The sequence below is a fragment of the Haloparvum alkalitolerans genome (genome assembly GCF_050122995.1).
GTDB lineage: Archaea > Halobacteriota > Halobacteria > Halobacteriales > Haloferacaceae > Haloparvum > Haloparvum alkalitolerans.
Map to the genome: position 1 here is coordinate 268,103 of NZ_JBNLIA010000004.1, position 13,475 is coordinate 281,577.

Sequence of the window (13,475 nt, forward strand, 5' to 3'; positions counted from 1 at the left end):
GATGTGCGCACCACGGAGAGGTGATGACCGACTCGAAGGGGTCTCAGGACGGTACGGCGTCCGAGGACCGCACGATCCTCCTCATCGGAAGCGGACCGATCCAGATCGGACAGGCCGCGGAGTTCGACTACTCCGGCGCGCAGGCGTGTCGCGCCCTCCAGGAGGAGGGGGCCCGAGTCGTTCTGGTCAACTCCAACCCCGCGACGATCATGACGGACCCGGAGATGGCCGACCGCGTCTACATCGAGCCCATCACGCCCGAGGCCATCGCGGAGATCATCCGCGAGGAGCAGCCCGACGGCGTGATCGCCGGTCTCGGCGGCCAGACCGGACTCAACGTCACCGCCGAACTCGCCGAGCAGGGCATCCTGGAGGAACACGACGTGGAGATCATGGGCACGCCGCTGGACACCATCTACGCGACGGAGGACCGCGACCTCTTCCGCCAGCGGATGGAGAACATCGGCCAGCCCGTCCCCGCGTCCACGACCATCTCGCTTTCCGAGGGCGAGTCCGTCACCGACTTCGACGAGGCGGCGTTCCGCGAGCGCGTGCAGGCCGCGGTCGACGAGGTCGGCGGGCTCCCCGTCATCGCGCGGACGACCTACACGCTCGGCGGCTCCGGCTCCGGGGTCGTCGAGGAGTTCGACGAGCTCGTCGAGCGCGTCCGCAAGGGGCTGCGCCTCTCGCGGAACGGCGAGGTGCTGATCACCGAGTCCATCGCAGGCTGGGTCGAGCTGGAGTACGAGGTGATGCGGGACGCCGACGACTCCTGTATCATCATCTGCAACATGGAGAACCTCGACCCGATGGGGATCCACACCGGCGAGTCGACGGTCGTGACCCCGTCGCAGGTGATCCCCGACGACGGCCACCAGGAGATGCGCGACGCCGCGCTCGGCGTCATCCGCGAACTCGGCATTCAGGGCGGCTGTAACATCCAGTTCGCGTGGCGCGACGACGGCACCCCCGGCGGCGAGTACCGCGTCGTCGAGGTGAACCCGCGCGTCTCGCGCTCCTCCGCGCTCGCGTCGAAGGCGACCGGCTACCCCATCGCCCGCGTCACCGCGAAGGTCGCGCTCGGCAAGCGCCTCCACGAGATCGACAACGAGATCACCGGGGAGACGACCGCGGCCTTCGAGCCCGCCATCGACTACGTCGTCACGAAGGTGCCGCGCTGGCCCATCGACAAGTTCGACGACGTGGACTTCGAGCTGGGCACCGCGATGAAGTCGACCGGCGAGGCGATGTCCATCGGCCGCACCTTCGAGGAGAGCCTGCTGAAGGCGCTGCGCTCCTCGGAGTACGACCCCGCGGTCGAGTGGGACGAGGTGAGCGACGAGGAGCTGGCGACCGACTACCTGGAGACGCCGACGCCGGACCGCCCGTACGCCATCTTCGAGGCGTTCGACCGCGGTTTCTCGGTCGACGAGGTGGTCGACCTGACGGGGATCAAGGAGTGGTACGTCGAGCGGTTCGAGACCGTCGCGGACGCCTCCGAGGCGGCCGCGGAGGGCGACCTTGTGACGGCCGCGGAGGCCGGGTTCACCGACGCCGAGGTCGCCGCGAGCGCGACGACTGGCGAGAGCTCCGCCGCGGAGGTGGCGACCGGCGCAGCGACCGCCGCCGCGGCGGCCGGCGGCGAGGGCGGAGCGGGCAGCGAGGGGGCCACGACCGTCGACGACGTGGAGGCCGCGGTGCCGGACCGCAGCTACAAGCAGGTCGACACCTGCGCCGGCGAGTTCGAGGCGACGACCCCGTACTACTACTCCTCGCGGCTGCCGGAGTACCTCGCGGGCGACGGCGGCGCGAGCGCGGGCTCGGCGTACCACGACGAGCTCCGCATCGACCCCGACGTGGAGAGCGTCGTGGTGGTCGGCGGCGGCCCGATCCGCATCGGGCAGGGCGTGGAGTTCGACTACTGCGCGGTCCACGCCGTCCGCGCGCTCCGCGAGATGGGCATCGACGCCCACGTGATCAACAACAACCCCGAGACGGTGTCGACCGACTACGACACCTCGGACGGCCTGTTCTTCGAGCCGATCACCGCCGAGGAGGTCGCGGACGTGGTCGAGTCCACGGGCGCCGACGGCGTGATGGTCCAATTCGGCGGCCAGACCTCCGTCAACGTCGGCGAACCCCTGGAGGCCGAACTCGACCGCCGCGGGCTCGACTGCGAGGTCATGGGCACCTCTGTCGAAGCGATGGACCTCGCGGAGGACCGCGACCGGTTCAACGCCCTGATGGACGAGCTGGGCATCGCCCAGCCCGTCGGCGGCACCGCGACCAGCCGCGAGGAGGCGCTGGAGCTGGCCCACGAGGTCGGCTATCCGGTCCTCGTGCGCCCCTCCTACGTGCTCGGCGGGCGCGCGATGCGCGTCGTCGAGGACGACGCGGAACTGGAGACGTACATCGACGAGGCGGTGCGCGTCTCGCCGGACAAGCCCATCCTCGTCGACCAGTTCCTCGCGGACGCGGTGGAGCTCGACGTGGACGCGGTCTCGGACGGCGAGGACGTGCTGCTCGGCGGCGTGATGGAGCACGTCGAGAGCGCGGGCGTCCACTCCGGCGACTCCGCGTGCGTCATCCCGCCGCGCTCGCTCTCGGAGGAGACCCTCGGCCGCGTGCGCGAGGTGACCGAGGACATCGCGACCGCGCTCGACACGGTCGGCCTGCTGAACGTCCAGCTCGCGGTGACGGGCGTCCACGACCCGGCCGAGGAGGCCGAGGTGTACGTGCTGGAGGCGAACCCGCGCTCCTCGCGCACGGTCCCGTTCGTCTCGAAGGCGACGGGCGTCCCCATCGCCAAGCTCGCCGCGCGCGTGATGGCCGGCGAGTCGCTCGCGGACATCGACGCCGACGAGCAGATCCCCGAGCACCTGAGCGTGAAGGAGGTCGTCCTCCCGTTCGACCGCCTGCCCGGCTCGGACCCGCGGCTCGGCCCGGAGATGAAGTCCACCGGCGAGGTGATGGGCACCGCGACCTCCTTCGGCAAGGCGTACGGGAAAGCGCAGGACGCGACCGGCAAGCCCATCCCCGAGTCGGGGACCGCGGTCGTCGATCTCTCCGCCGAGGAGTTCCCGGACCCCGACACCGAGGAAGGCGAGGCGCTCGTCGAGGGCTACGCCGAGCACTTCGAGCTGAGCGAGGCGACGGACCTCATCGAGGCCGCGCAGGCCGGCGAACTCGACCTCATCGTCTCCCGCCAGCGCGACCTGCTGGAGGTCGCCGTCGAGGAGGAGATCACCTACTTCTCGACGCACGCGAGCGCGAAGGCGGCGCTCGAAGCCCTCGACCACGCGAACGACGACCTCGACGTGATGGCGGTCTCGGACCGCCCGAAGCGCGTCGCCGAGTGGGGGAAGTAGGGCGAGGCGGGCCGGCGGCGGTCGGAGCGTCCGTCGGTCGCTGACCGACCTCCAACTCTTTGCGAACCGGGCCGTATCGGTACGTATGACCGCGGTTTCACGACTCCGAGCGGCGTTCTGGGAACGGCACTCGAACCCGAAGAGCGGCTGGAGCCGGGTCCTGATCCTCCCGGCGCTCCTCTACGCCGTCTACCGGCGGGACTGGAAACTGGCGGGGGCTGCGGTCGGATTCACCGTCGTCAACCCGGTCCTGTTCTCGCCGCCCGCGGACGACGACGCGTGGATGACGCGGGTCGTGCTCGCGGAGCGGTGGTGGACCGAGGAGCGCGGGGAGCCGGTCCTCGCGACCGCCTACCCGAGCGTCCTCAACCTGCTCAACCTCCCCGTGACGGCGTACGCGTTCGTCGCCGCCTACCGCGGGAACCCGGTTCGGGCGGTGCTCGGCGGCTTGGGGTCCGTCCTGCTGAAGTTCTGGTACGTCGGGGCGCTGGTTCAGCGGTACGACGAGGCACGATCCGAGTGAGCGTGTCGGTCAGTCGTCGGCGGCCGGCGGCACGAACGCGCGCAGCGTGTCGTTTCCGACGGTCTCGGCCGCGATCTGCTCGCAGCCGCGGTCGCCGAGCACCGACGCCCAGTCGCGGTAGTAGAGCGGCACGTCGTCGTCGACGTAGTTGACGTTCGCGTCGTCGTCCGCGGCGTCCGCGGACGGGGCGGGCCCGCCCTCCTCGCCGGTCTCGATCTCGACGGTGACGATCAGGTCGCGGGCGACGCGGACGAGGTCGTCGAACACCCACGCGTTGTCGGGGTGGACGTGCTGGAGCGTCTCGACGGAGAAAACGGCGTCGTAGCGGTCGTCCGCGACGTCGGGGAACACGTCCTCGACCGCGGCCGCGTGGAAGGTGCCGGCCGCGAACAGGTCGGGATACTCGTCGGCCATCACGTCGAAGGCGGTCTCGTTGATCTCGATGCCGTGGAGGTCCGCGTATCCGGCCTCGCGGAGGTGTTCGAGGTGGCGGCCGGCGCTACAGCCGACTTCGAGGACCGCGGCGTCGGCGTCGACGCGCTCGTCGAGGTGCGCGCGGACGCGCTCGCTGCGCTCGTCCGCGCCGTAGTGGGCGTAGTAGTCGGGGGAGTATTCGCCCGCGCGGTCCGCCCAGCTCGCGAGCACGTCGTTCTCGTTCACCTCCGGACCGACGGGGCGGGCGCGTAAAACCTCGGTGGCTGGCGGCTGTGCGCGAGCGTCCTCCGCGGACGGCGACGCGAACTGAACCAAACCGAACGGATGGCCGCGGACGTGGTCGCTGACCGGATGCGGAGGGACCTCTCACTCGTTCCGATTCATCAGTCGGAGGTTCCGCTCCATCACGGCGACGAGACCTCCGACGAAGAGGAGCCCCGGCCACGCGTAGACGAGCGTGCGCTGTGGGGGAAACGCTCCCGCCCCGAGCCCCGACTCCGGCGGCTGCCAGGTGAGGACGTGCCAGTAGACGAGTGCGAGCCAGAGCGCCGCGAGGACCGCGGGCGTGCGAAGCTCCCACTGCCACCAGCTTTGAGCCACCGCCAGCCCGACGACCGCGCCGCCGACGGCGACCCAGACGTATCCGTAGTTCCACGGATCGAGAACGACCGGCGGAAGCACGACGATCGCCCCGAGAACCGCCGAGAGAAGCCGCCTGATCATGACGGGGTTCCCTATTGCAGTATCAAATACTTTCTTCCAGAAGAAACGGACATCCCTCGAACTGCGACGGCACCGAACTGCGACGGCACCGAACTGCGACGGCACCCAACCGCGCTCCCCCGATCAGGCGTCGCCGTCGGCGAGCAGCTCCTCGGCGACCGTCGCGGCGTCGAGCAGGTCGGGGTCGACGGCAAGATCTGCGACCGCGGCGACGAACTCCGGCAGCGAGCGGTTGGCGTAGGTGACGACGCGCACGTCCGGGTTCAGCTCCTTCGCGACCGGGATGCCGGTCGCCTCCTCCACGTCGGTCAGGACGAGCAGGTCGGCGTCCGCGATGCCCGCCTCCTCCAGCACGCTCGCGGAGACCTCGGCCTCGATGCGCGTCACGGCGGCGCCCTCGGCCTCGAGCGCGTCGCCGAGGCCGTGCTCGTCGGGGCCGGCGACGACGGCGCGGGTGGTGGCTCCCGCCATCACTCGTACTCGATGGTCGCGGGCGGTTTGTGGGTCACGTCGTAGAGGACGCGCGCCACGTTGTCGTTCTCGCCGGTGATCCGGCTCTGGATGCGCTGGAGCGTCGACCAGTCGATCTCCTGTGCGCGGGCGGTCATCCCGTCGCGGCTCTCGACGGAGCGCACCGCCACCACCCAGCCGTGGACGCGGTTGTCGCCCTTCACGCCGGTCGCCTTGCCGAGCACGGCCGCGAACGCCTGCCACGGCTCGTACTCCTCCAGCTCCTCCTCGACGACGTGGCACGCCTCGCGGGCCACCTCGGCCTTCTCGCGGGTCACCTCGCCGACGACGCGGACCGCGAGCCCCGGACCGGGGAACGGCATGCGCTCCGAGATTATCTCCTCGAGGCCGAGTTCGCGGGCGACCTCGCGGACCTCGTCCTTGTAGAGGTCGCGGACCGGCTCGACGATGGCCTCGAAGTCGACGACTTCGGGAAGCCCGCCGACGTTGTGGTGGGACTTGATGTTCCCCTCGGACTCGATGCGGTCGGGGTAGATGGTCCCCTGCACGAGCACGTCGGCGTCCACCTCGCGCGCCTCGCGCTCGAACTCCTTGATGAACTGGTCGCCGATGACCTTCCGCTTCTCCTCGGGGTCGGTGACGCCCTCCAGCCGGTCGAAGTAGCGGTCCGCGGCCTCGACCACGCGCAGCGACTCCATGAAGGAGAACGTCTCGCGGATCTCCTCGGTCTCGCCCTTCCGCATCAGGCCCGTGTCCACGTACACCGGGGTGAGCTGGTCGCCGACCGCCTCGTAGGCGAGCGTCGCCGCGACCGAGGAGTCGACCCCGCCCGACAGCGCGATCACCGCGTTCGAGTCGCCGACCTGTTCGCGTATCTCTGCGACCGCCTCGTCGATGAATGCCTCCGCGTCAACCATTTATAGGGAAACCTCGTTGGGTGCGTCCGCTGATTCCGTCGTCGTGTCGTCCGCCGATTCGCTCGCCGCGCCGTCCGCGTCGTCCGCGCCGCCGTCGGCCGCGGCGTCCGCCAGGTCGAGCACCGCCTCGACGAACGCCACGAACGGGGGGCTCGCGCGGTCGGGCCGCGACCGGAACTCGGGGTGCGCCTGCGTGCCGAAGAAGAAGGGGTGGTCCTCGCGCTCGAGGATCTCCATCCGGTTGTCCGCGCGGCCGGAGAAGACCAGTCCCTCGGTCTCCAGGTCGTCGATGTACTCGGGGTTCACCTCGTAGCGGTGTCGGTGCCGCTCCGTACAGGAGTCGGCCTCGTACACCTCGTGGGCGAGCGTCCCCTCGTCGATGTCGGTCACGTGGGCGCCGAGCCGCATCGTGCCGCCCATGTCCTCGGTCTCGTACTGCTCCGGGAGGAGGTCGATGACGGGGTGCGGCGTCTCCTCGTCCAGCTCCGCGGAGTGGGCGCCCTCCATCCCGAGGACGTTGCGCGCGTGCTCGACCACGGAGAGCTGGAAGCCGAGACACAGCCCCAGCAGGGGAACGTCGTGCTCGCGGGCGTACCGGATCGCCTCGATCTTCCCCTCCGTGCCGCGGGAGCCGAACCCGCCGGGGACGACGATACCGTCCGCCTGTTGGAGGCGCTCGGTGTGTTTCTCCGCCATCTCGTCGGCGTCGACCCACAGCACGTTCACCTCGGTCTCGGTGTGGATGCCGGCGTGTTTCAGCGCCTCGTGGATCGACATGTACGCGTCCTCCAGCCCGTACTTGCCGACCAGCGCCACGTCGATCTCCGTCTCGCGGTCGCGGGTCACCAGCTCGCGCCACCGCGTGGACCGCTCCGCCTTCGGGAGCGCCTCGTCGGCGAGGTTCAGCCGTTCCATCACGTACTCGTCGAGCCCCTCGTCCTCGACGACCAGCGGGACGTGGTAGACGTCCTCCACGTCCGGGTTCGAGAAGACCGCCTCCGTCGGCACGTCACAGAACAGCGCGATCTTCTCTTTCACGTCCGGGTCCAGCTCGTCGTCCGCGCGCCCGACGAGGATGTCTGGCTGGAGGCCGATGCTCCGGAGCTCCTTGACGGAGTGTTGTGTGGGCTTGGTCTTCTGCTCGCCGTTTTGCGAGTAGGGAACGAGCGTGACGTGGGTGAAGAGCACGTCGCCCTCGTCCTCCTCGTGGGAGAACTGTCGGAGCGACTCGAGGAACGGCATCGACTCGATGTCCCCGACCGTTCCGCCGATCTCGACGATGCACACGTCGGAGCCCTCCGCGGCCTCGCGGATCCGACGCTTGATGTCGTCGGTGACGTGGGGGATGATCTGGACCGTCTTGCCCAGGTAGTCGCCGGCGCGCTCCCGCTCGATGACGTGTTGATAGGTCTTGCCCGTCGTGACGTTGTGGTCGGAGGTCATGTCGACGCCGAGGAACCGCTCGTAGTTCCCCAGGTCGAGGTCGACCTCGCCGCCGTCCTTCAGGACGTACACCTCGCCGTGTTCGTAGGGGTTCATCGTTCCGGCGTCGACGTTCAGGTAGGGGTCGATCTTGACCGCCGTCACGTCGAAGCCCGCGTTCTCGAGGAGTCGGCCGGTGCTGGCGGCGGTGATTCCCTTGCCGAGCCCGGACATGACACCTCCGGTGACGAAAACGAACTTCCGACCCAGCGAGGGGTCGTACCCCGTATCGGGATCCGTCGGCATACCGAAGGTGTGCGAGCATCCTCCTAAACCGTTTCGGGAGCCCCCTCGTGTGCGGCCCGCTCACAGGGCCGCCGGCAGCCCCGCGGCGACGCGCCGGCGAAGGGGCGGTCGCCGGCCGCGACACGTCCGCCGGCTATCGGTCGGGACCGTCGAGTTCCAGCACGTCGTCGGGGCGGTCGCGCTCGAAGGCGAACCGGCCGGTCGACCGCGTCCGGAGCGTCACGGTCGCCACGCGGAGGACGTACGCCGACAGCAGCATGAACGGCGCCATCGAGACCGTGGTGACGACGGTCGTCGCCGTATGGGTGTCCGGGAAATCGCCGGTGTGGAGCAGCACGAACGACACCAGCAGGATCGTCGGGAGCGAGACGTAGATCAGGTGTTTCGACAGCGCCGCGAACTCCTGGCTGAAGTAGAGCGTCTTGAAGTACTCGCGGGTGGCCGCGAAGTGGCGCAACAGCGCGAGCAGGTCGTCGACCGTCTCGTCGGCCTCCGGCGGGAGCACCTCCTCGTGTTCGGCGCGTAGCTGCCGCAGCTGGTTGGTCAGGAGGACCTGATCGTAATCGAGGGTCGCCAGCACCAGCGAGACGGTGTCGTCCCGTCCCTCGAGCCGAGACTCCAGGTCGTAGGTTTGCTCGGCCATCTCGCGGAGGTACTCCTCGACGTTCGCCTGGAGGTCGGCGTCCGCCTCGGCCACGTCGTCCGCGAGCTCGCCCGTCTTCGACGCGACCGCGTCGACCAGCACGATGAGGTAGTTCGTCGGGTCCGCGGGCGTCACCGTCACGCCCGCCGCGTTCTCGATCTCCCGGCGGAGGCTGCCGACCTCCTCGATCCGGTCGAGCTGCTGGCCGAGGGGGCCTTGCTCCTGGGTCACGAACAGCGAGGAGGTCGAGACCACGATCGAAACGAGCAGGAACACCCCGCCGAGGATCGAGCGGAGCAGTCCCTGGACGCGATGGCCCGACTCCAGCCCGTCCGACCCGGTCGGGACCGCGTGTGCCGCGGGGTCGAGCACGAGATAGACGCCAACCAGCAGCGCCGCGGTCACGAGCAGCCGGTCGGCCTCCAGCAGTACCCAGTTCTGCAACCCCCGGAGTCGGCTTCGAACCCCGTCGCCCCGCCTGGGGACGCCCGCATCGCTCATACCCTGATCCCTCGGTCCTGCATCTGCCCCGGCTTCGAGCGCCCTCCTCAAAGGTCCTCGGAGACAGGTCGCGGCGGCGTGTCAGGAACCCGGCGCTCCGGTCGACCCGCCCGCGACCGATCCGCGACCGTGCATGCCCCCGCAACGAACCGATACTTAGTGTTGCAGACCGATTCAGAAACCTCGCTTTTTCTGAAACTCGCGGCGGTGCGGTGCGGTCGCGGAGCGGTGCGGTTGCGGTGCTGTGCTGTCGGCGCGCGCCGCGGCGACCCTGCGTCGCCGCGACCGCGCGAGGGAGGCGGCGGCGCGGCCGCCTGCTGTGCGTTGTGGTTCCGCGGCCGCGCCGCCGCCTCCCTCGCGCGGTCGCGGCGACACGCTCCGCGGTCGCCGCGGCGCGCGCTGACCGCACAGCACCGCCGCGAGTTTCAGAAATGTGGGAGTTCTGGGTCGGTCTGTAACACGCAGTATCGGCATCCCGGAAACGGGGGAAGACGGTACCGGCGGCGTTTTCCCCTCGTCCGCACTACGGTCGCGCATGACCGACATCCTCCTCACCAACGACGACGGCATCGACGCGCTCGGGCTCCGCGCGCTCTACGAGGCGCTCGCGGACGAGCACGACGTGACCGTCGTCGCGCCGGCGACCAACCAGTCGGGGGTCGGCGGCGAGCGCTCCTGGTGGGACACGACCATCACTTACGAGGAGCACAAACTCGGCTACGCCGTCGAGGGGACGCCCGCGGACTGCGTCGCGGTCGCGTCCGTCGCGCTGGAGTTGGACCCGGATCTGGTAGTCGCGGGCTGTAACCACGGGCCGAACATCGGCGCGCACATCATCGTCCAGTCCGGGACCGTCGGCGCGGCGATGGAGGCGGCGTTCCTCGACGTCCCCGCGGTCGCGGTCTCGATGTACGACCGCGGGAACCTCCCCATCTCGCCGACGCCGGACGCCGAGGACTTCGCGCTCGCCGGCGAGGTGACCGCCGACCTCGTCGCGCGCTTCGAGCGCGACGGCCTCCCGCTCGGCGCCGAGCTCCTCAACGTCAACGTCCCGAGCGCGGACGACGAGGCGGCCGCGGACCCGACCTACCGCGTCACCGAGCCCGCGCGCGGCTTCGACGTGATGGAGTTCCACCCCGGCGACGACGAACCCGCGGAGGGCGGCTTCGCGGAGCGGCGCGGCGAGGCGGGGATGGAGCTCCGCGACCGCTTCTGGCGCGAGTTCCTCAGCGGCGAGGTAACCGACGACCTCGGCTCCGACCGCCGCGCGACCGTCGACGGCGAGGTGAGCGTCTCGCCGCTTTCGGCCTCCCACTCCGCGCTGGAGAACGGCCGCGGCGAGAAGGCCGGCGCGGAACTCGACCTCGGCCGCGCCGAGCAGTAGCGCCGCGCCGGCGGCGGCAACTACCGCCCGGTTACCTATCCCGAGAAGTCGGTGACGACCTCGACGCCGGCGGTGCCGTAGTCGTCCATCGCGGCCAGCCGGTCCGAGACCTCCGAGAGCGCGACCTCCCGCGTCACCAGCGTGCCGGGGTCGAGGTCGGCCGCCTCCACGAGGTCGAACAGGCGCCCGTAGTCGGTCGGCGGCATCCCCCGGGAGCCGACGAAGTCGATCTCCCAGCGCGTCATCCAGTCCGTCGGGAGCGACACCTCGCCCTGCTCGGCGTCCGTCGTGAGACCCACCTGCACGTGGGTGCCGCGGGGCTCCAGACACCGCACCGAGTTGCGACACGTCTCCGCGACGCCGAGCGCGTCCATCGAGACCGCGGCGCCGCCCCCGGTCGTGCTCCCGACCGCGTCGACGACGGCGTCCGTTCGGGCGGCGTTGACGGTCGCGTCGGCGCCCAGATCGACCGCCCGGTCCAGCGCGTCGTCGTCGAGGTCTACGGCCACGACCCGCGCGCCGAGTGCGCTCCCGATCTGGACCGCCGAGAGCCCGACGCCCCCGCAGCCGTGTACCGCGAGCCACTCGCCGCCGGAGAGCCCCGCGCGGTCGGCCAGCGCGTGGTAGGCGGTCATGTAGCGACAGCCGAGCGCCGCGGCGTCCCGCGGTGACAGAAACCCCGGGAGTTCGACGGCGTTGTAGTCGGCGTTCGGTACGCGGACGTACTCCGCGAACGCGCCGGGCGCGGCCGCCTCGAACCCGAGCGCCGCGCCGTCGGCACAGACGTTGCCGTGGCCGGTCCGGCAGGCCGGACAGGTACCGTCGCCGAGCGAGAACGGGACGACCACGCGGTCGCCCTCGCGAACGCGCTCGACGTTCGCGCCCGTCTCCAGGACGGTCCCCGCCGGCTCGTGCCCGAGCGTCAGCCCGAGCGGGACCCGGTCGTCGGCCCACTCGCCGTGGCCCTTCCAGGCGTGCCAGTCGCTCCGGCAGACCCCGCACGCCTCCACCTCCACGACGGCGCCGTCCGGTCCCGGCTCCGGGTCCGGCACCTCGCGCACGTCGAGCGGTTCCCCGTACGCCTCCAGCACGGCTGCGCGCATGGTCGCCGTGTCGGTCGGCGGGTGCTTAAAACGCGTGCGGCGGCTGCCCCGGCCGGTTGCGCCGATCGGTCGGGCCTCGCCGATCGGTCGGACCTCGCCGACCGATTGCGCCGGCCGCGGTCAGACGAAGTCGCCGAGCCCGGACTGGCCGTCGTCGCTGTCGGCGTCGTCGGCGTCGTCCGTCGCGTCCGAACTCCCGTCCGCTCCCGCGTCGTCGTCCGCCGCGGTCGGCGCCGCGGCGTCCCGCTCGTCGCCGCCGGCCTCCTCGTCCGCTCCCGCATCGTCGCTCTCCCGCGTCGGAACGCCTGCGAAGGCGCCCTCGGCGTGCTCCTCCATCGCCTCCTCGCGTCGGGCCTGCGCTTCCTCGACGATGCCCTGAACCTTGTTGGTCGACTCGCCGGAGCCGGTGACGAACGCCACCTCCGCCTCGTCCATGTCGTAGGCGGCCGCCATCCGGATCGTGAGCTCCTTCGGCTTGCAGTGGTGGGTCATCGTCGCGAGGAAGGGGAGGACGCGGCGGCGCGCGATGTCCATGCTGCACCCCTCCGCGGCGGCGACCTTCCTGACCACCTCGTCGGCGGTCTTGTCCGAGGAGGGCCAGAACTGCGGCCGGCCCCAGCGCGTCCAGCCGCCCTTCTCGCCGTCGCGGGCGGCCGCGACGCCCGCGGCCGCGTTGTCCGTCGCGTAGCGCCAGTAGGAGTAGTTCTGCGAGGCGCGGACGCGGCCGAGCCACACGTCGGCGTTCGCGAGGAAGTCGTACGCGCGCGTGGCCTCGTCGGCGTCGTACACCGTCAGCATGTTGTCCTCGACCCACTTCGTGAGGTCGTCGGGCGTCTCGTCGACGCTGTACGCGGACTGGAGCGCCTCCTCGGCGCCCTGCTCTTTGAGGACCGCGTCGAGGAACGGGAAGATGCCCATCGACGAGTCGCGGTCGCCGGTCACCACGTCGTCGAGGGTGACCGCGTCCCGCCCCTCCGCGATGGCCTGCAGGTCGTTGACCGCGCCGCGGAGGTCCCCCTTGTTGCGCTCCGCGATGCGCTGGAGCGCGTCGGACTCGAACTCGATCTCCTCGCGTCGGCAGATGTCGCGGAGGACGGGCACGATGGAGCGCGCGCCCACGTCCCGGAACTCGATCTCCTGACAGGCGTTGCGGAGCCCGCGGGACATGTCGTAGTAGTCGTTAGCGATGAGCACGATCGGCTGGCCCGACTCCTTGACCAGTTTCGTGATCGCGGACTTGCCGCCGCGGTCGTAGTTGCCGTGGATGTTGTCGGCCTCGTCGAGGATGACGAGTTGGCGGCTCTCGGTGTCGCCCCCGGCAGCGCCGCCGCCCGCGGCCGACCCCGCGAGCGTGGCGTTGCGCGCCGCCCGCCCCGCGAACTGCTCGATCACGTCGCCCGTGCGCTTGTCGGAGGCGTTCAACTCCAATGTCTCCCAGCCCATGTCGCTGGCGAGCGCGTGGGCCGCGCTCGTCTTCCCGACGCCGGGACTGCCGTGGAGCACCACCGCCTCGCGGTGGTCGTCCCACGTGTCGGCCCACTCCTGGAGCTTCTTCGCGGCCTTGTCGTTGCCGCGGAGCTCCGAGAGGGTGCTCGGCCGGTAGCGCTCCGTCCAATCAGCCATTACCGGGGGAAGGTGCGAACGGCGTTTAGTGGTTGCGGAGCGGTGCGGGAGCGGAA

Annotated in this window: 11 protein-coding genes; 3 read left to right on the forward strand and 8 right to left on the reverse strand. The window is 70.6% G+C overall.

Annotation, left to right across the window (positions count from 1 at the left end; translation table 11 throughout):
* Positions 1-23 precede the first annotated feature (23 nt).
* On the forward strand, positions 24-3,368 hold the full coding sequence (gene carB, locus ACQE3L_RS07025) for a carbamoyl-phosphate synthase large subunit (RefSeq protein ID WP_426963057.1): 3,345 nt from the start codon (positions 24-26) through the stop codon (positions 3,366-3,368).
* 85 nt (positions 3,369-3,453) lie between these two features.
* Positions 3,454-3,891 (forward strand): DUF6653 family protein, encoded by a 438-nt coding sequence (locus tag ACQE3L_RS07030; RefSeq protein WP_426963058.1) that lies wholly within the window; start codon positions 3,454-3,456, stop codon positions 3,889-3,891.
* 9 nt (positions 3,892-3,900) lie between these two features.
* Here ACQE3L_RS07030 and ACQE3L_RS07035 read toward each other — a convergent pair whose 3' ends face one another.
* From ACQE3L_RS07035 to ACQE3L_RS07060, 6 genes are all read right to left on the reverse strand, one after another.
* Complete coding sequence (locus ACQE3L_RS07035; protein ID WP_426963059.1) at positions 3,901-4,551, reverse strand: class I SAM-dependent methyltransferase; 651 nt, start codon at positions 4,549-4,551, stop codon at positions 3,901-3,903.
* Positions 4,552-4,692: 141 nt separating this feature from the next.
* Complete coding sequence (locus tag ACQE3L_RS07040) at positions 4,693-5,049, reverse strand: hypothetical protein (protein WP_426963060.1); 357 nt, start codon at positions 5,047-5,049, stop codon at positions 4,693-4,695.
* Between the two features lie 123 nt (positions 5,050-5,172).
* Positions 5,173-5,520: a DUF7126 family protein gene (locus ACQE3L_RS07045; RefSeq protein WP_426963061.1), complete on the reverse strand. Its 348-nt coding sequence runs from the start codon at positions 5,518-5,520 to the stop codon at positions 5,173-5,175.
* The gene (guaA, locus tag ACQE3L_RS07050; RefSeq protein WP_426963062.1) at positions 5,520-6,437 is read right to left on the reverse strand and encodes a glutamine-hydrolyzing GMP synthase; all 918 of its coding nucleotides are present in this window, start codon (positions 6,435-6,437) and stop codon (positions 5,520-5,522) included. The genes ACQE3L_RS07045 and guaA overlap by 1 nt, the downstream gene beginning before the upstream one ends.
* Complete coding sequence (gene pyrG, locus ACQE3L_RS07055) at positions 6,438-8,165, reverse strand: CTP synthase (protein WP_426963063.1); 1,728 nt, start codon at positions 8,163-8,165, stop codon at positions 6,438-6,440.
* 133 nt (positions 8,166-8,298) lie between these two features.
* Complete coding sequence (locus ACQE3L_RS07060) at positions 8,299-9,309, reverse strand: DUF7972 family membrane protein (protein ID WP_426963064.1); 1,011 nt, start codon at positions 9,307-9,309, stop codon at positions 8,299-8,301.
* 535 nt (positions 9,310-9,844) lie between these two features.
* Between ACQE3L_RS07060 and surE the strand changes: the two genes are divergently transcribed.
* Positions 9,845-10,693, forward strand: coding sequence for a 5'/3'-nucleotidase SurE (gene surE, locus ACQE3L_RS07065; protein ID WP_426963065.1), 849 nt, complete (start codon positions 9,845-9,847; stop codon positions 10,691-10,693).
* 35 nt (positions 10,694-10,728) lie between these two features.
* On the opposite strand, the gene ACQE3L_RS07070 is transcribed toward surE, so the two are convergent.
* Entirely contained in the window at positions 10,729-11,796 is a 1,068-nt protein-coding gene (locus tag ACQE3L_RS07070; RefSeq protein ID WP_426963066.1) for a zinc-dependent alcohol dehydrogenase family protein, read from the reverse strand.
* 120 nt (positions 11,797-11,916) lie between these two features.
* Complete coding sequence (locus ACQE3L_RS07075; RefSeq protein WP_426963067.1) at positions 11,917-13,419, reverse strand: replication factor C large subunit; 1,503 nt, start codon at positions 13,417-13,419, stop codon at positions 11,917-11,919.
* Positions 13,420-13,475 lie beyond the last annotated feature (56 nt).

Coding starts and splice junctions, on each gene's coding strand:
- carB (WP_426963057.1), top strand. CDS start 24: ATGACCGACTCGAAGGGGTCTCAGGACGGTACGGCGTCCGAGGACCGC.
- ACQE3L_RS07030 (WP_426963058.1), top strand. CDS start 3,454: ATGACCGCGGTTTCACGACTCCGAGCGGCGTTCTGGGAACGGCACTCG.
- ACQE3L_RS07040 (WP_426963060.1), bottom strand. CDS start 5,049: ATGATCAGGCGGCTTCTCTCGGCGGTTCTCGGGGCGATCGTCGTGCTT.
- ACQE3L_RS07045 (WP_426963061.1), bottom strand. CDS start 5,520: ATGGCGGGAGCCACCACCCGCGCCGTCGTCGCCGGCCCCGACGAGCAC.
- guaA (WP_426963062.1), bottom strand. CDS start 6,437: ATGGTTGACGCGGAGGCATTCATCGACGAGGCGGTCGCAGAGATACGC.
- pyrG (WP_426963063.1), bottom strand. CDS start 8,165: ATGCCGACGGATCCCGATACGGGGTACGACCCCTCGCTGGGTCGGAAG.
- ACQE3L_RS07060 (WP_426963064.1), bottom strand. CDS start 9,309: ATGAGCGATGCGGGCGTCCCCAGGCGGGGCGACGGGGTTCGAAGCCGA.
- surE (WP_426963065.1), top strand. CDS start 9,845: ATGACCGACATCCTCCTCACCAACGACGACGGCATCGACGCGCTCGGG.
- ACQE3L_RS07070 (WP_426963066.1), bottom strand. CDS start 11,796: ATGCGCGCAGCCGTGCTGGAGGCGTACGGGGAACCGCTCGACGTGCGC.
- ACQE3L_RS07075 (WP_426963067.1), bottom strand. CDS start 13,419: ATGGCTGATTGGACGGAGCGCTACCGGCCGAGCACCCTCTCGGAGCTC.